Annotated in this window: 12 protein-coding genes; all 12 read left to right on the top strand. The window is 53.1% G+C overall.

Annotated elements, in window-relative coordinates; translation table 11 throughout:
- The first annotated feature begins 12 nt into the window (after positions 1-12).
- The 12 genes from Q2J34_RS05805 (at position 13) to Q2J34_RS05750 (ending at position 18,206) form a co-directional block, all read left to right on the top strand.
- Positions 13-1,041, top strand: coding sequence for a radical SAM protein (locus Q2J34_RS05805; protein ID WP_298888093.1), 1,029 nt, complete (start codon positions 13-15; stop codon positions 1,039-1,041).
- 991 nt (positions 1,042-2,032) lie between these two features.
- Complete coding sequence (gene clpP, locus Q2J34_RS05800) at positions 2,033-2,749, top strand: ATP-dependent Clp endopeptidase proteolytic subunit ClpP (protein ID WP_300969536.1); 717 nt, start codon at positions 2,033-2,035, stop codon at positions 2,747-2,749.
- The gene (gene clpX, locus Q2J34_RS05795; protein ID WP_300969535.1) at positions 2,733-4,052 is read left to right on the top strand and encodes an ATP-dependent Clp protease ATP-binding subunit ClpX; all 1,320 of its coding nucleotides are present in this window, start codon (positions 2,733-2,735) and stop codon (positions 4,050-4,052) included. The genes clpP and clpX overlap by 17 nt, the downstream gene beginning before the upstream one ends.
- Positions 4,053-4,152: 100 nt before the next feature.
- Positions 4,153-6,354: a DNA helicase RecQ gene (gene recQ, locus Q2J34_RS05790; RefSeq protein WP_300969534.1), complete on the top strand. Its 2,202-nt coding sequence runs from the start codon at positions 4,153-4,155 to the stop codon at positions 6,352-6,354.
- 24 nt (positions 6,355-6,378) lie between these two features.
- The gene (locus Q2J34_RS05785) at positions 6,379-7,797 is read left to right on the top strand and encodes a peptidylprolyl isomerase (RefSeq protein ID WP_300969532.1); all 1,419 of its coding nucleotides are present in this window, start codon (positions 6,379-6,381) and stop codon (positions 7,795-7,797) included.
- 65 nt (positions 7,798-7,862) lie between these two features.
- Positions 7,863-9,989 (top strand): OstA-like protein, encoded by a 2,127-nt coding sequence (locus tag Q2J34_RS05780; protein WP_300969531.1) that lies wholly within the window; start codon positions 7,863-7,865, stop codon positions 9,987-9,989.
- Positions 9,990-10,197: 208 nt separating this feature from the next.
- Positions 10,198-12,135 carry a DNA mismatch repair endonuclease MutL gene (gene mutL, locus Q2J34_RS05775; RefSeq protein ID WP_300969530.1) on the top strand — a complete coding sequence of 646 codons (1,938 nt, stop codon included), beginning with the start codon at positions 10,198-10,200 and terminating at the stop codon, positions 12,133-12,135.
- 216 nt (positions 12,136-12,351) lie between these two features.
- Entirely contained in the window at positions 12,352-12,477 is a 126-nt protein-coding gene (locus Q2J34_RS05770) for a hypothetical protein (protein WP_300969529.1), read from the top strand.
- Positions 12,478-13,229: 752 nt separating this feature from the next.
- Entirely contained in the window at positions 13,230-13,610 is a 381-nt protein-coding gene (locus tag Q2J34_RS05765) for a transposase (RefSeq protein WP_300969528.1), read from the top strand.
- Positions 13,607-14,647, top strand: coding sequence for an IS3 family transposase (locus tag Q2J34_RS05760; RefSeq protein ID WP_300969527.1), 1,041 nt, complete (start codon positions 13,607-13,609; stop codon positions 14,645-14,647). Before Q2J34_RS05765 ends, Q2J34_RS05760 begins: the two co-directional genes overlap by 4 nt.
- Before the next feature lie 627 nt (positions 14,648-15,274).
- Positions 15,275-17,281: a glycogen debranching enzyme N-terminal domain-containing protein gene (locus Q2J34_RS05755; RefSeq protein WP_300969526.1), complete on the top strand. Its 2,007-nt coding sequence runs from the start codon at positions 15,275-15,277 to the stop codon at positions 17,279-17,281.
- 52 nt (positions 17,282-17,333) lie between these two features.
- Positions 17,334-18,206 carry a hypothetical protein gene (locus tag Q2J34_RS05750; protein ID WP_300969525.1) on the top strand — a complete coding sequence of 291 codons (873 nt, stop codon included), beginning with the start codon at positions 17,334-17,336 and terminating at the stop codon, positions 18,204-18,206.
- The last annotated feature ends 11 nt before the right edge of the window (positions 18,207-18,217 follow it).

Raw genomic sequence — 18,217 nt, 5'->3', positions numbered from 1 at the left:
GAGACAGAGAGGATGATGAACCCGCTCACCCACGCCACACAGCGGCTAGCACGCACCCTGAGCCGTAAGGGAGGAGATCGCCTTAAGCTCCTCTCCGTCCTCGGTATGCACCTCTTGAGGAGACGCTACATAGGCGTTTTCATCGACCCTATCTTAGCCTGCAACCTCCGTTGTCAGATGTGCTACTTTAGCGATCCAGAGTATAGAGCTACGCTGCGTGGCAAGCTGACCACGGACGACTGCGAGGCGATAGCGGCTCATCTCTTCCCCCAGGCACTCAGGCTACAGATCGGTTGTGGTGCCGAGCCGACGCTCACCCCAGAGACTATGCTTCGTCTTGTGCAGCTGGGCCAGGAGTACCACGTCCCTTGGATCTCCGTCATAACGAATGGCAATGCCCTGACCGAGAAGACCCTGCGGGCACTCGTGACAGCGGGACTGAGTGAGCTAACACTCTCGCTGCATGGCACCACGCAAGCGACTTATGAGCGGCTGATGGTGGGTGCCGAGTGGCAACGATTTGTCACGCTACTAGAGTGGTTGAAGGCGCTAGACAACCCACCCGCCGTACGGCTCAACTACACGGTCAATCACGACAATCTGGAGGAGCTAAGCCATCTACCCGACTTAATCCGTGACTATCCCGTCCGAACGGTGCAGATACGCCCCGTGCAGAAGATCGGTGAGAGTGCCTACAAGGAGTTCGACATGACTCCCCTCGTAGCGGCCTACGACCGGGTCATAGCGACTACCGTAGAGCGGCTTCGTGCTGATGGTATAGAGGTCATTTGCCCCAGCAGTAAGAAGATGAGCCAGACAGCCAAGCCGCCTCGACGCTTGGCAAAGCTCTTTGAGGAGGCGACCTATTACTACCTCTCCCCGCAAAGCTTCGGACCTCAGGGGGTGGACTTTCGCGCGGTCTCGCTCAGGAACTATGCTCGCCAGTCGCGCCTCGTCGGGCGGCTGCTTCGTGCCATCTTCACCCAGCGCAATGCCTACGCAGAGCGCGACACGCACACGACCAAAAAGCTAAACTACTAGTTCCATACGCCCTCAAAACCAACAGTCTCATCAGGGCAAACTCACCGCCGACCTATTACAATAATTTAGACCCAACGACATATCGAAACGACACCGTGTCGGGGAAAAGTGATTTCCACCTGAATATTTCAAAATCTCCACGTGGGAAATAAAAAATTCTTCGGAGGAATGAAATGAAACTTCGGAAGAATCAAATGAAACTTCGGAGGAATCAAAACGCCCCCACGTGGAAAATAAAAAACATCCACGTGGAGATTTGAGATTCCCCACGTGGATATTGGAGAAAGGATAGAATCGGACAAATCTCCCCGTAAAGATATGTAAATAGGGACTAGAGGTTAGAGATTAGAAATTAGAGGGGAGATGATCGGAGCTGTCAGAGCTATCAGAGGGATCGGAGCTATCGGACGAGTAGCGAAGTGTAGGGACGCACGGCTCGTGTCTAGCGAGAGGGCGTCCGTCCCCGTTAAAACCCTGATGTCGTAACCTGTGACACAACGGACGCCCTCCGACTAAACACTTCCGTGGGTCCCTACAGGGCACAGTAACACCAGCCAAGAGCTAACGGGCACAACGGACGCACGAACGTGACGATACCCTGTAGGGACGCACGATCTGTGCGTCCATCCCCGTTAAAGGAGACGATGTCAATACTTGTCTTGCAGTTCTACAACGGACGCACGAGACGAGCGTCCCTACAACCGTTACTCGTCGGCTGATTCGACAACGGTCGCCATCTCACTAGGCACTAGTCGTGAGTCCCTATAGGTCGCACGCTCGTGAGATTTGCGGGACCTACGATGAGGGGGGTGTGGCGTATGTTCAGAAATAGCGTTATCTTTGTTTCTAAATCGAGGCTGTTGCAAAAGTCAATAGTCTCAAAATCAAGCTTGGTCGGGGTGACTCGACTGGCTCTAACCTTTAGCAAGTGAAGCGTGGCTTCGCTCCTTTTACCTATAAATAGTAACTCACTTAACTCTGCTTCATCACTATGACAGACTACAATAAGGACTTCGTCCACTATGCACACGCTCATCTTCGGATGAATACGAATGCACTCAACGACTACATAACCGCCTCCACTGGCTACATCAATCCGACTATCATCGAGGAGCGTCAGCTCAACGTGGCGCAGATGGATGTCTTCAGCCGCCTGATGATGGATCGTATCATCTTCCTCGGCACGGAGGTCAACGACTACACGGCCAATGTGATCCAGGCGCAGCTCCTGTACCTAGACAATGCGGACCCTGGCAAGGATATTTCGATCTATATCAATAGTCCTGGCGGGTCGGTCTATGCGGGCTTTGGCATCTACGATACGATGCAGTACGTGGGGTGTGATGTCTCGACGATGTGTACCGGTATGGCTGCCTCGATGGCCGCCGTCCTCCTCGTAGCGGGTGCCGAGGGCAAGCGCTATGCACTACCCCACTCGCGGGTGATGATACACCAGCCGATGGGTGGTATGCAGGGTCAGGCAAGCGACATAGAGATCGCTGCCAAGGAGATCCTCAAGGTGAAAGCTGAGCTTTACAAGATCATTGCTGATCACTCAGGTCGCTCTGTCGAGGAGATCGAGCGAGACAGCGATCGTGACAAGTGGATGACCGCTACAGAGGCGCTGGAGTATGGTATGATCGATAAAGTACTCGTATCTTCTAAGCAAGCAGCTAAGGACAAGAAGGCAGATGGCAAAGAAAAGTAATTCGATAGAGCGTCGCTGCTCTTTCTGCAATCGTCCTGAGAGCGAGGTGCCTATACTAATAGGAGCCGAGGGCTCTGCGCAGATCTGTAGTGACTGCGCGGAGCAGATCTACGCTTTGCTCTATCAGAACGGGCTGGTCTCTGGTCCCACGCTTGACCCTAATGAACAGAAGAAGCAGGGAGTCAAGGGCTCTGCCTTTGCGCCACTCACCTACGAGTCGCTGCCCAAGCCGCAGGAGATAGCTGCTTACCTGGATCGCTACGTGATCGGGCAGACCGATGCTAAGAAGTATCTCTCGGTGGCTGTCTACAACCACTACAAGCGTATCTTAGCTAGCCAAGAGAAGGACGAAAAGAGCGACGATAGCTCCAAGCTAGACGATGTAGAAATCGCCAAGAGCAACATCATCATGGTGGGGCCGACTGGGTGCGGTAAGACACTTCTAGCGCAGTCGATAGCTCGTATGCTGCAGGTGCCCTTTGCAATGGTCGATGCGACCGTCCTGACGCAGGCTGGCTATGTGGGAGAGGATATAGAGAGTATCATCTCTCGCCTACTGCAAAACTGCGACTACGACGTAGCCGCCGCAGAGCGTGGCATCGTCTTCATCGATGAGATTGACAAGATAGCACGCAAGGGCGACAACCCCTCCATCACCCGTGATGTGAGTGGTGAGGGGGTGCAGCAGGGCCTTCTGAAGCTGCTCGAGGGGAGTGTCATCAACGTCCCCCCTTATGGTGGTCGCAAGCATCCCGAGCAGAAGTTTATCCAGGTCAATACGCAGCAGATCCTCTTCATCTGTGCTGGCGCCTTTGACGGCATAGAGCGGATCATCGGCTCTCGCCTCAACACCCGCGTGGTGGGTTATAAGGAGCAGCAGATGGACTACCAGACGATCCAAAACAATCTGCTGGCGCACATTACTCATCAAGACCTACGACGCTACGGCTTGATCCCCGAGATCATAGGCCGTCTGCCTATCCTCACCTATCTAGACGCCCTAGATAGTGAGTCACTCCTGCGCATCCTCGTAGAGCCTAAGAATGCCATCACGAAGCAGTACCAGAAGCTCTTTGAGATGGATGGCGTTCGGCTCACCTTCGACGAGGAGGCTCTCAAGTATATCGTCCATATCGCTGTCGAGACGAAGCTGGGGGCTCGTGGACTACGCTCGATCGTGGAGAAGATCATGATCGACGCGATGTACGAGATACCCTCTCTGAAGCGCAAGACGCTACGTATCACAGAGCAGTATGCCCGCTCTAAGGTGACACCGAGCATGACTGCCTCTCTAGCAAACTAAATCTACCTCTGCCACAAACCAGTGCACCACCTATGTAATCGTTAATCCACCAGTGGAGAGCGCATCACAGTGCCTCTCCGGATGACCAATCTCACGAACCATGACACACAATCTGACAGAACTACTGAGTAAGATCTTCGGCTTTGAAGAGTTCAAGGGTAATCAGAAAGAGATCATCCAAAGCCTGCTAGAGGGTCACGACACTTTTGTCTTGATGCCTACGGGTAGCGGTAAGTCTCTATGCTATCAGCTCCCTGCGCTCATCATGGAGGGGACGGCGATCATCGTCTCCCCGCTGATTGCTCTGATGAAGAATCAAGTCGATGCCCTGCGCGAGACGACTGGATCTAACGACATAGCGCACGTGCTGAACTCGTCGCTCAATAAAGCTCAGCTGGATCAGGTCTACCAAGATGTCTCTGCAGGTGATACGAAGCTACTCTATGTGGCTCCCGAGTCACTCGGCAAGGCTGAGAACATAGAGTTCTTCCGTCAGGTCAAGATCTCTTTCTTTGCGATCGATGAGGCGCACTGTATCTCCGAGTGGGGGCATGACTTTCGCCCTGAGTATCGCAAGATACGCCCCGTAGTCGACGAGATAGGACGCAGACCAATCATCGCGCTGACAGCGACGGCAACGCCTAAGGTAGAGCACGACATTCGCAAGAATCTGGGCATCCTCGATGGCCGGATCTTTAAGTCAAGCTTCAACCGTCCTAACCTCTACTACAGCGTCGAGGAGAAGGGCGAAGATGTCAATGCGCGCATCATCCGATTTATCCGCAAGAGACCCAACAAGAGCGGTATCATCTACTGCATGAGCCGTGAGAAAGTGATGAATCTCTCCAAGCTGCTCCAGATGAACGGCATCAAGGCGCTCCCCTACCATGCCGGACTAGACGCCAAGGAGCGCTCGGCCAATCAGGATGCTTTCCTGAGCGAGGAGTGCCGTGTGATCGTCGCCACGATAGCCTTTGGCATGGGTATCGACAAGCCCGATGTGCGCTACGTCATACACTACGACATGCCTAAGAGCCTCGAGGGCTACTATCAGGAGACAGGACGTGCAGGTCGTGATGGTGGCGAGGGATATTGCTTAGCCTTTTATAATGAGAAAGATATACAGAAGCTGGAGAACTTTATGCAAGGAAAACCTATCGCCGAGCAGGAGATAGGTAGGCAATTACTCGCAAAAACTTCTACCTTTGCACTCACGCCCATGTGTCGACGGGCATATCTGCTCTATTATTTCGGAGAGAGATATGATCAGGAGAACTGTGGAGCGTGTGACAATTGTGCAAAAAACAGAAAAACAATGGAGGCTAAAGAGCTTTTGAAACAACTGCTCCAAACGGTCTTGGAGCTCAAAGAACAATTTAAGAAAGATCACGTCATCGATGTGATCCTAGGTTGCGACACCGCTCCTATTGAGGACTTTCATCACGACAAACTGGACTCTTACGGCATAGGCAGCGACTACTCACGAGATGTATGGGAGCTGGTCGTAGAGCGCGCATTAGTACTTCAGTACCTGACCGAGAGTACAGAGACCTATGGCATCCTGAGCGTCACACCGAGTGGCAAGAAGTTTATCAAGAAGCCGACCTCGTTCAAGATCGTAGCTCCCGAAGAGGAAGATCTAGATGACGATGATGATCTAGACGATGATGATGAGGTGGATAGCTCTGTATCTGGAGGTCGTGGACGTACTGCCTCTACCGATCCCGCTCTATACAACATACTCAAGGATATGCGCAAGAAGCTCAGCATCAAGCTCGGGCTCGGACCCAATGGGGTCTTCCCAGATGCTGCTCTTGAGGAGATGTCTACCTTATATCCGATCACATTGCCTGAGCTTAAGAACATATCAGGTGTCAACGTCGAGCAAGCTGACCGATATGGCGAGGAGTTCGTCCGTGTCATACGCAACTATGTCGAGGAGTATGAGATCGAGCGACCCGAAGACTACAAGATCCGCACACTGCCCAACAACACCAAGCAGCATATCTCTATCGTACAGCAGCTAGACCGTCAGGTGATCCTTGAGGACATAGCTATCTCGCACTCTATCAGTACCGACGATCTGCTCACCGAGCTGGAGCGTATCGTCAAGTCTGGCACCAAAGTCAAGCTCAACTACCTCATCTCCTCCGAGCTAGGCGAGGATAGCTATGACGAGCTGAAAGAGTATCTAGAGGACCACCCAGGATGCACGCTAGACGACCTCATCAGCGAGTACGAAGACTTCTACAACGAGGCGGAGCTACGACTCGCTATGCTCATCTTCTCCTGCAACCAATAAGACCACATTAGCAATACAACTCTTATGTCTACCTATAGATCATCTACATCACCCGTACTCTGGATGATAGCATCCATGCTCTTGTCTTTGCTGACTAGCCTCTCTCTGACGGCTCAGACACCGCAGCAGAAGGTCCTCACAGGATCTGTCGTCGATGAGGTTATATGGACCGTGGGCGATGAGCCTATCCTCAAGTCTGAGATAGAAAACCAGAAGCTCTACATGCGCTCTCAGGGGATGCCTCTCGAGGGAAACCCTGACTGCTACCTCACGGAGCAACTAGCTGTCCAGATGCTCTTTCTGAACCAAGCTAAGATCGATAGTTTCTCGGTAGATAATACTAAGGTAGACCGATTTGTAGACAACTTTATGGAGAGCCTCGTGCAGCAGATCGGCTCTCGTGAGCGTCTCGAGGAGTACTTCAACCGTCCCTACTCCAGCATTCGTGAGCAGCAACGCATCATGGCGGTCAATAATGAGATCGTCCGACAGATGCAACAGAAGATCATCCAGGGAGTGGCCGTAACGCCCACAGAGATCCGCTCCTACTACGCTCAGATACCACAAGACAGCTTACCATACATACCAGATGTCGTCGAGGTCCAAGCACTTCGTATCACGCCCGACATCGAGCTGGCAGCTATTGATCAGATCAAAGAGCAGCTCAGAGGCTACTCCGAAGATATCCTCGCTGGACGTCGCGACTTCTCCACGATAGCACGTCTTTACTCACAGGACTCGCGCACATCCCTGCGTGGTGGTGAGTATGGCTTCGTGGCTCGTAGCTCTCTAGAGCCTGAGTTTGCCCAGGTTGTCTTCGCTTTGACCGATACCAAGCAGGTCTCCCCTATCATACGCACCGCCACGGGCTATCACATCGTACAGCTTATTGAGAAGCGTGACAACACGATCAACTTCCGTCATATACTCCTCAAGCCGAGCGTGGCTCCTGACAAACTACAGCAAGCCGTCAACAAAGCAGACTCTGTCGCTGTGCAGGTGCGCAATGGCAAGACCTCCTTTGACGAGGCCGTCGTCCTATGCAGCAACGTGGACGAGACGAAAAACAACTTTGGTCTCCTCCTCAACGAAGACTACGAGAGCGACCGCTACGGCACGGCACTCTTTACCATGTCCGAGCTACAGCAAGACTTCGCCTCTTATGTGGACAAGATGCAGGTGGGCGATGTCTCTCCCGCCTTTGTCTCTCAAGATGCCAACGGCAATACGCAGGTCGTACTCCTCAAGCTCAAGCGTCGCGTCGCAGGTCACCGCGCCGACATGGCTACCGACTTCCAGCTCATCAAGCAGCTAGCTCTGCAGGATAAGAAGCAGAAAGAGCTAGACAAGTGGATCGTCCAGCACCAGAAGAGTACTTATATACGCATCAGCCCTGACTATCAGCAGTGCGACTTCCGCTATCCAGGTTGGATCAAGAAGTAGTACCTACACTTCCTCAGAGGAGGTGATGCGGACCCACATCTCTACCCATTAGACTATAGAGTCTCATGTCCTTTCAGTCTCACCAAGTGACCACTACACAGCGACTACTACTCACCCTCAGCGGGCTAGTGGCTGTCGCTCTGGTACTCTTTGTGGGGCTACCTCTATGGGGCGGTACGGCGATGCTACACCCCGCCACTCATGTTGCAGACGCTCCAGCACCTCCCCCCACGATGGTGCGAGGCAAGCGGCTCATCATCCTCGACCATGCCGATGTACTCAGCCACGATCAGGAGATACACCCTGACATTGTCATCCTTACGGGCAATGTGCGTCTCAGGCATGGCAGCTGGATCATGACTTGCGACAGTGCCAATCTCAACGAGACGACCAATTCCTTTGACGCCTTCGGTCATGTGCAGATCCTAGAGGGAGACTCGATCTCGATCACCGCTGGAGATATGCTATACGACGGTATGACCGCTATGGCAGAGCTGCACGACAATGTGATATTGACGAAGAATGTGACGACACTCTTCACCGAGAGGCTCTTCTACGATCGCAACCAAAAGGTCGGTTACTACGACAACTTCGGCACCCTGGCCGACTCGGTCAATACGCTCACCTCTATCTATGGTGAGTACAACACCAGCTCCGACGAGGCACTCTTTCAGAACGATGTGCACCTAGAGAACGACCGCTTTACCCTCGACACCGACATACTGCACTACAATACGAAGACCTCGATCTGTCGTATCGTCAGCCCCACCCTCATAGAGACCAAAGACTCAGTCACGATCGAGACAGACCGTGGCTTTTACAATACAGACACCGAGCAGAGCATCCTCCTCGATCGCTCGCTCGTCACGCATCCCGATGGCACCATGACGGGAGACTCGATACTCTACGACAAGAAGAGACAGATCTGCCAGGCCTTCTACGATGTGGTGATAGACAACCAGGAGGACAAGGTAACCTACTTCGGCGACTACGGCTATCTCGATGAGGCCAATGGCTATACCTACGCCACAGGACGTGCCTACGTCATGGACTACTCCGAGGAGGACACCCTATATATGTCTGCCCAGATCATGGAGGGCATCAAGCGCAATCTGCCTCCGGCACCAGGCACTACCGACTCGCTAGAGGTCAAGTACACCAAGGGGTACCACGATGTGCGCCTCTACCGCAAGGATATACAGGCCATCGGTGACTCCATACACTACTTCTCCGTAGACTCGCTCATCAAGCTCTTTGGCAGTCCTATCTTGTGGAACGACTCCACACAGCTCAAGGGTGACACCATCTATGCTCACCTTGCCAACGATACGATCGACCACGCCTTCGCTTGGCAAAACGCCTCGACCGTGCGCTGGATTGATTCGGTCAAGCAGGACCGTGTCAAGGCCGATACGATCCAAGCTTACTTTCGTGAAGGCACGCTCGACCACGCCTTCTATCGCTCCAACGTAGAGTCACGCTACTACCTGCAGCAGGAGAAAGCGAAGCATTACTACGCCCTCGCTCAGGTGCGAAACCCGCAGATGGACGTTTACATTGCCGATGACAAGCTCGACCACATCCTCTGGCATGGCAAGGCTGAGGGGACGATCCACCCGATCCAAGACCTCACCGATGAGCTGCGTCAGATGAGCGGAGCCGAGTGGCATGGCGACAAGCGTCCGCTCACGCCTGAAGATGTCATCCCCGACCGCACAGCACCGCTAGAGTCTACCGACTCGCTCGCCACACTGCAAGGTCAAAACAACAAGATGAGCCAAGGCTTCGACGGACTCGCTGCATGGCAAGCCTTCTACAAGGAGTACCAGCAAGCCATCGAGAAGCCCAAGCCAGCAGAAGCTAAGCCTGCGGCAGCCTCCGACACGACGGCCGTAGCCGAGACGCCACTCTCCATCTACATACGTCGCCCACTAGAGAGCGACAGCAGCTCCGTACAGTCTCCCGCAGACTCGCTCCAGAGCTACATACACCTTTTACCTCTATACTCATGGGACTCATATATAGACCACGACAACCGCGCAACTTCAACCACAAGCCCATCTATTGGGACCCCAAGAAGGAGCAGCTCCAGCGACGCATCGAGCAGATCAGACGAGAGCTCGAAGCTGCCGAAGGCTCCGACGCAGCAGGAAGTAGCGACGACGCCAACAAAGCCCACGACAAGCAAGTAGCGGCTGACTATGGCTCTGGCGAAGCGTTTCGTGAGAGTCTCTCGGAGAGTCTCTACGGTGGCACACGCCATCTCAAGAAGCAGCGAGACCGAGGCATAGACAACTACGCCCGCTCGGGCATCATCTTGCGCTCTATCCTGACGCTCATCCTCTTAGGCTTCATCGTCTGGGTACTATACTATAGACAGGGTCCCCTCTTCTCCTTCCTATGAGCGAAATCATACACCTCCTCCCGGACAGCATTGCCAATCAGATAGCCGCTGGTGAAGTGATCCAGCGACCAGCCTCTATGCTCAAAGAGCTGGTCGAAAACGCTATCGATGCCCATGCCACGCAGATAACCATCGAGCTACAAGATGCGGGCAAAGAGCTCATGCGTGTCATCGATGATGGCGTCGGTATGAGTCCGCTAGACGCTCGTATGGCCTTCGAGCGGCACGCTACCAGCAAGATCTCCTCCGTCGACGACCTCTTCACGCTTCGCTCCATGGGCTTTCGTGGCGAGGCGCTTGCCTCTATCGTGGCAGTAGCTCAGATCGAGCTGATCACACGACAGGCCGACAGCGACATAGGCTACAAGCTTCTGATCAACGGCTCCGAGGTCATCAGCTCCTCCCCCACCGTTGCCGAGGTAGGCACCTCTATGACGGTGAAGAATCTCTTTTACAACGTCCCCGCACGGCGACGCTTCCTCAAAGGCTCCGAGACGGAGCTGCGACACATCTACCGCCAGTTCGAGCGCATCGCTCTAGTCTATCCCGAGATCGCCTTCACCCTCTACTCCGAGGGCAAGCTCATACGCAACCTTCCCAAGAGCGATCTGCAGCACCGCATCGTAGACCTCCTAGGCAAGAGCTACTCCAAGCAGCTCATCCCGATCGAGTACCAGGGTCCCCTAGCCAACGTCTCGGGCTTCATTACCCTGCCTCGTGATGCGAAGCGCAGAGGAGCCCAGCAGTTCTTCTTTGTCAATGGACGCTACATGAAGCACCCCTACTTCCACCGTGCGGTCATGAACGTCTTTGAGGACCTCGTCGCGCCAGGTAGCCAGCCCAACTACTTTATCTACTTTCAGGTAGACCCCAGTCGCATCGATGTCAATATACATCCGACCAAGACGGAGATCAAGTTCCTCGACGAGCAAGCCATCTTCAAGCTCCTCATGGTAGTGCTACGCGAGCACCTCAGCACCACCAGCGCTATGCCCGCCATCACCTTTAGCACCGACCAGCTAATCGACATACCGGCCTACGATGCCACACGACAGAGTAGCAGTACGCTCCAGCCACCGCCCGTGCAGATAGACCCTGAGTACAATCCCTTTAAGGCGATCCAAACGGTCGATCAGCAGCCCCTCGACCCACTCTCCCCGCTGAGTAGCGGTTCTCCCGCTCATTGGGAAAACTTTATCGACGACTTCCAGCAGCGACGAGGCGAGTCAACACTTCCCGCAAGCCAACCCACAGGGGCAGTCCCCACAGCGACAGATCCACTCTTTGCGGTCTCCGCCAGCCCCGCTCAGCCAGCTGCCAATAGCACCAATCTGGTCTACACCTTTCAAGAGCGCTACCTCTTCACCACGATGAGCGACCGTCTTGCAGTCATACAGATTGATCGCGCGCTGCTACGTATCTACTACGAGCAGCAGATCGCCACCCTCACGCTCGAACCCGATCAGGCGCAGCCACTACTCTTTGCCGAGGAGCTGTCACTACCTAGCGAAATCTACCCGATGCACCACGAGTTGGTCGAAAGCTTACGGCAGATCGGCTTTGAGATCACCCCGCAAGAAGCCTCTGCAGGCACAGACGAAAACGTCTACCTTATCACTTCTGTACCCAAACCGCTCCGCCCCATCGGAGTTGCCGATATGATCACCCAGACGCTCGGCGAGTACCTCGATCAGCTGGAGCGTGAAGAGAGTGATCCAGAACTCTCTCAGGCGACGCAGCTCGCGCAACTCTTCCTCTCCAGCGAAGCCCTGCGCCAAGCCAGCGAATTGGTGCGCCACACACTCCACGCACGTGCCGCGCAGCCCAGTCAGATCATCTCCGACCTCTTCCTGACGCCCAACTCGCAGTTCGACCCACTCGGACGCTCCATCATGGTCTCGCTCACCTCCGAGGAGATCGACAAGTGGTTCTAATCCTCATTCCCGCTAGCAATTTCAGAGCTCCTTGCGAAGCCTTTGGACTGGTTCACAAAGGCTTCATCGAGGAGTGTCTACGCATTGTTCTTTGAGCGACTTCTCAAAGTCAAGTTGATTTTGCTCGTCTGAGTCGTGTCTTGTAGAGATCAGTATGCAGTGGTTGTTTCCATTTTGGAAATAACCACTTCTTCTTATAGCTCGCCAGCCTCAAATATGCATTTCAGATGTTTAGGTCAGATCATCTCCGACCTCTTTCTGACGCCCAACTCGCAGTTCGACCCGCTCGGACGCTCCATCATGGTCTCGCTCACTTCCGAGGAGATCGACAAGTGGTTCTAATCCACACAATCTATTACTCTATCTACCTGACTAGGGGGTTCGCCTCCTAGTCTTTTTTTTGAGCCAACTATCAGTACCACTTGGGTGAAACTCCAGGGGTGACGCATTATAATCGTCTTTTCAGAAGCAACCCATTAGCGACAAGCGAGGCATAGATGAGGTCACTATATATAATGTGTCAACCATGGATTGGCTGTTGGCTGTTAGCTATTGGCTGTTAGCTATCGGAACCATCGGAGCTATCAGAGTGATTGGATCTCTAATCTCTAGCATCTAATCTCTAAGCCACCCTCCGATCCGCCCTGATGGATAGGACCTCGCAAGAGGTCCGACGAATCATAGCCGTGGGGCGGAGGGGCAAAGCCCCGAACGACCCTCGGGGACAAGATGATAGCAACTTATCGCCCCCTTGTGGGTCGGACTAGACGCAACTTATAGTTACAGCTCCAGTCCGACCTCCCACAATGGGGAGGTCGCTTACTTCACATGGCACTCCTACCCCCAGTCGTTCGGGGCGTAGCCCCTCCGACTGGGGGCTATGATTCGTCCGACCGCAAGCGGTCGTATCGCTCCAATCCCTCCGATTGTTCCGATTCACTCCGAGACCTCTAATCTCTAACCTCTAATCTCTATTTACATATCTTTACGGGGAAATTCGTCCGATTCCCTCCTTTCTCGAATATCCACGTGGGGAATCTCAAATCTGTCCTCTCCTGAAATAGTACACAGTTGGGAAGCCAACCCCAACAACTATGAAAGAAGAAAAAAGTAACCGAGGACGAAAGGGATATCCCCTAGATTTCAAGTGGAGAGTCATTGATGACCTCCTAGCCACTGGCGAGAGCATCGCCACGACCAGCCAGCGCTACGGCATTACCACACGCACCATTCGAAATTGGTTGCGTACCTTTGGAGTAGAGTTACCCAACCAAAGCAGCAGTAGCACTATGAGCAAGACAAACAAGAACAAAGACGTAGATCCAGAGTACGCAGAACTCAAGCGCGAAAACGCTCGCCTCAAAACAGCCCTTTTCCAGGCTGAGAGCAAAGCCTTAGTCAACAAGACACTACTCGAAGAGGTCCTGAATCGCTACCATATTGATCTAAAAAAAAAGACCGATTTGCAGCCGTGAGACAGCTTGAACACGCCAAAGTGAGAGATCAAAAGCTCTCCATAACCTACCTTTGTCAGCTACTAGAAGTCAGCCGCAAAGGCTACTACAAGCACACCTTCACCGAGCAAGACGAAGATGTCAAAGTAGCCTCCGTCCTACACTATTGCCAGTATGTGCGAAGTAAGCTCCACAGGGCAGGCGTAGACACCCTTCAGCAGTGTACCAACGAATACTTCGAAGGGACTTTCCAAGTAGGTCGCGACTGGCTGTACAAAGTCTTAGGAGCCAACGATATGCTGCTGAGAAGTCGCAAGCACAAGCGTCCACCCCAGACGACCAAGGGAGTGGTTAATCACGGCTTCCAAGACCACCTGAACACCACCCCTAAATACATTGCCACTGACCATTGCCGGCTCACCGTCTCAGACATAACCTACGTCAAATGTTTAGGGGGCTTCGCATATCTCTCCCTGACGATGGACGCTTATAGCCGCATCATCACCGGCTTTGACCTGCAGCCCACGCTCTCCACAGAGGGCCCCTACAACGCACTAAGACAGACCGTTGACTTCTACCAGAAGCATGGCTTTGACCTCAAAGGGCTCATCTTCCATAGCGACCGAGGCTGTCAATATGTCTCCAAGCAGATGACCGACTACGAGGCCAGCCTAGGCATCGTAACCAGTGTCACCCAGACAGGCAACCCTCTCCACAACGCTATGGCAGAGCGACTTAACGGGATCATCAAGAACGACTGGCTCTACAACTTCGAGGATAAGCCCATAGATCAAGTTCGAGAGATCCTCTCGCAAACGATTGCTCTCTATAACACAGCGCGTCCTCATCGAGCCATCAACAAGAAGACTCCGATGCAGATGCTCATACCAGATTACCCCAACCCTATAACCACACAACCCTCTAAGAAACAGACATCTAAGAACAATTCACCAAAAGCTCCGAGCCTCAAATCTCCGAGCTCATGCCGCTTAACTCCACACAAAGACCTATCTTTGTGTACCTCCGCAGTAAAAACGACCACAAGTCGTGTACCCTAGCAGGAGCAAAACTAACAAATGAGTACACTCACAGGACTAACAAAAATGACCCGAGTACCATCTCAGTAATACCTTCCCAACTGTGTACTTTTTTCAGGAAGAGGACAATCTCCACGTGGATGTTTTTTATTTTCCACGTGGGCATGATTCATTTCTTCCGAAGTTTCATTTCATTCCTCCGAAGTTTCATTTCATTCCTCCGAAGAATTTTTTATTCCCCACGTGGAGATTTTGAAATATCTAGGTGGAAATCACTTTTCCCCGACACAATGCCGTTTCGATATGTAGTCAGATCTAAATTATTGTAGTGAGTCGGCGTCGATTTTTACCAGCTAGGGCTGACGCATCATAATTGCTCTTTCAGAAACTATACATTAGCGACCAGCGAGGAGTAGAGTGGTCGATGAGTTCATTATATATAACGCGTCAGCCCTGGGTGAAACTCCAGTTTCTTCGGAGGGAACTGTTCGTTTAGCGGGAATTTAACCTCCGTTCAGCGGTTAATTCGTATCTTAGCAACGCAGAGAGGACTATCCTCCAGACCGCTCGCCACCTCGCCAGAGTACGCTCGTCTCTGGCGCACGTCGAGGAGCGGTCGCATCATAACTCCCAAGTAATTTACTATCTATGAGTTATCTCAAGTTTGACCGCACGACACTTTCTAACCTAGACCGCTCGCTACAGCTGGAGCATATACGCTCTAACCGTGGGGGGGCCTTCAACTGTACGACCCTCGTGGGGTGCAACACGCGCAAGTATCACGGTCTGCTCGTGGTGCCGCTGCCTCACCTGAGCCGTCACAATCATGTCCTCCTCTCATCGCTAGACGCTACGGTGATACAGCATGGGGCAGAGTTTAACCTCGGGGTGCATCTCTACGGCGATGGCACGGTCTATCCCAATGGGCACAAGTACATACGAGAGTACAACATAGACAAGATGCCCCGCACGATATACCGCGTGGGCGGGGTGGTCCTGCAGCGAGAGTCAATCTTCTGCCACTACAAGAATCAGGTGATTATCAAGTTTACGCTCCTCGACAGTCACAGCGAGACCACTCTGCGGTTGCGCCCTGTGGTCGCCTTTAGGGATGTGATCCTCCTATCGCATGAAAACGATACCGCCGACACGACCGTCCACCCAGTCGGCACGACGGGTGTGCGCACCTGTCTCTATGAGGGTTATCCCGATCTATACATGCAGGTGGATGCCCCCTCGCATTGGGTCGATGAGGGGTACTGGATCAAGAACCTGCACTACCCTAAGGAGCAGATACGAGGGTACGAAAGCTGCGAAGACCTCTATTCGCCGGGCTACTTCGAGATGGATCTGCGCAATGGTGAGTCGGTCTACTTCACCGCACAACTAGAGGAGGTAGACGTGACCACGCTGCCAGAGCTCTTTGACTCGGAGGTGGCGCATCGCAAGGCGCGGGTGGATCTGCGGAGCTGTCTACGCAACGCTTGTAGCCAGTTTTACTATAAACCAGAATCCAATAGACACTACATCCTCGCGGGCTTCCCCTGGTATGGGGTGCGGGCGAGAGATGAAATGGTCGCTTTGCCTGGTTGCTCGATCTATAGCGATCATCCGGAGCGCTTTCACAATGTGATGAGCACCTTCATACGGAGCAGTATCAACTTCATCAAGCAGATAGAGCTACCACTAGATATGGAGGGGGTGCGTGACCCTGACGTCGGGCTCTGGGCGATACGTGCTATACAGCTCTTCCTCGCTGAGTATCCAGACGATAGCCACCGCTCCTTCTACCTAGACTTCGTAGGGCGCATCATCGACTACTACCTGAGCGACCGTCATCCGATCCTGCGCATCGAGCCTAATGGACTGCTCTATGCCGAGGGGAGCGGCACGCCTCCAGTCACCTGGATGGACTCAACGATAGCGGGGCAAGCGGTCGTGCCACGACGGGGCTATCTGGTGGAGGTAAACGGCTTGTGGTACAATGCGCTCTGCTTCTACCGTGAGGCTCGTGGCGCAGAAAACTTTCCCGAGGAGCTGGCGAGCGTGATCGAGCGCTTGGGACCTGCTTTCGAGCAGACTTTTGTTAATCCCTACGGCTACCTATATGACTACGTGACCAAGGAGGGCTATCGTGAGCGGGCTGTCCGACCCGATATGCTGATAGCTATCTCGCTACCGTTCTGCCCGCTGAGCCGTGCTAAGCAGCGACAAGTGCTAGGGATCGTGACCTCTGAGCTACTCACGCCAAAGGGGATTCGCTCGCTGAGCCCCCGCAGTGAGGGTTATGTGGAGCAGTGCAGCGGGCTTCAGGAGCAGCGAGAGCATGCTTACTACAATGGCTCCGCGTGGCCGTGGCTACTGGGTGCCTACACGGATGCCTATCTGAAGATCAATGGGCGTAGCGGTGTGACCCACCTAGCGCGCCTACTCGGGGATATACAGGATGAGCTACAGCATCACGGCATCTCGACACTGAGCGAGCTATACGACGGCAACCCGCCCTACGATAGTCACGGCGGTATATCCTTTGCGATGAGCTGTGCGGAGGTTTTGCGCGCCTTGGTGACCCTCGAGCGATACAACAGCGAGGAGACCCCTCTGGCTAACTATCTATACTATACAACCAGCAACGAAGAGCGTCCTACAAGATGAGCGGACCAATAAATACCCTTACCTTTGAAGTATCACTAAAGCCTACGAAACTATGAGACACCAACTGCTATTACTAACGATACTACTCAGTTGCGGACTGATCGCCTCGGCACAGTGGACTTGGGATGGTCTCCTTACGACAGTGGAGCATCCTACAGACCAAGCGCGAGGGCGTGTCCTTGCAATTATGACTGATGAAGCTTATATCCCGATACAAATTAAGGAGGGGGTGTATGCTACTGTGGCAAATCCGCAGTCCAATACACAAACACTATCGGGTAAGCCTATACAGCTAGACAGCATCTACCACTTTGTCTGTAGGCAAGATGGTGATGTCTACAGCTACGACTTCGAGCAACTCCATAAAGGCGCAAAATACGTCACTGTAGAGGGTTGCTTTGTGCATGAGACTATGGGACCATCAGAACCTGGGGGCGAGCCGCTCCCTGGATTCTACTTTTACTTTCTGACAACGACTGGACAGAAGATGATGCTTGCTGACTTTTCTGGACGTTCTGAGGCTACAATCACTTTAGGAGGGTGGGGGCTTGCTCATTCTTATGGCAAAAATTCGAGTGTTTCCCCAGACACATTATACACAGTAAGATTTCTCGAGCTAGAGACAGGATACTATCGAGGTCGCTACATCCCTACTCATCTGCTGAAGTCTAAGCCTGTGGCGGTACAGCATATGGAAGATAAGAATATACCTCAGATAGAGGTTGAACGTGGTAAACTGCTCATTAATAGTGAGCGTCCTATGACGTGCATTACCCTCTCAAATATCGCAGGCTACACAAAAGCGTATGATATAGCCAATCCGCAGGAGTTTGTCTTGTCGCTCCCATACCCTAATCAACCATATGTGATTCATATAGAATTTGCAGACGGCTCCACACCGTTCACTCAAAAGATACTACTTTGATAGAGATTGCC

Source organism: Porphyromonas vaginalis, assembly GCF_958301595.1.
Taxonomy (GTDB): domain Bacteria; phylum Bacteroidota; class Bacteroidia; order Bacteroidales; family Porphyromonadaceae; genus Porphyromonas; species Porphyromonas vaginalis.
The sequence above is the reverse complement of the archived record's forward strand: the minus strand, read 5'-3'. Positions and strand labels throughout refer to the sequence as shown.

Excerpts from the sequence above, each read along its gene's own strand:
- Q2J34_RS05750 (WP_300969525.1), top strand. The coding sequence starts at position 17,334 with ATGAGACACCAACTGCTATTACTAACGATACTACTCAGTTGCGGACTG.
- clpX (WP_300969535.1), top strand. The coding sequence starts at position 2,733 with ATGGCAAAGAAAAGTAATTCGATAGAGCGTCGCTGCTCTTTCTGCAAT.
- mutL (WP_300969530.1), top strand. The coding sequence starts at position 10,198 with ATGAGCGAAATCATACACCTCCTCCCGGACAGCATTGCCAATCAGATA.
- Q2J34_RS05770 (WP_300969529.1), top strand. The coding sequence starts at position 12,352 with ATGCATTTCAGATGTTTAGGTCAGATCATCTCCGACCTCTTTCTGACG.
- recQ (WP_300969534.1), top strand. The coding sequence starts at position 4,153 with ATGACACACAATCTGACAGAACTACTGAGTAAGATCTTCGGCTTTGAA.
- Q2J34_RS05755 (WP_300969526.1), top strand. The coding sequence starts at position 15,275 with ATGAGTTATCTCAAGTTTGACCGCACGACACTTTCTAACCTAGACCGC.
- Q2J34_RS05765 (WP_300969528.1), top strand. The coding sequence starts at position 13,230 with ATGAAAGAAGAAAAAAGTAACCGAGGACGAAAGGGATATCCCCTAGAT.
- Q2J34_RS05780 (WP_300969531.1), top strand. The coding sequence starts at position 7,863 with ATGTCCTTTCAGTCTCACCAAGTGACCACTACACAGCGACTACTACTC.
- Q2J34_RS05785 (WP_300969532.1), top strand. The coding sequence starts at position 6,379 with ATGTCTACCTATAGATCATCTACATCACCCGTACTCTGGATGATAGCA.
- clpP (WP_300969536.1), top strand. The coding sequence starts at position 2,033 with ATGACAGACTACAATAAGGACTTCGTCCACTATGCACACGCTCATCTT.
- Q2J34_RS05805 (WP_298888093.1), top strand. The coding sequence starts at position 13 with ATGATGAACCCGCTCACCCACGCCACACAGCGGCTAGCACGCACCCTG.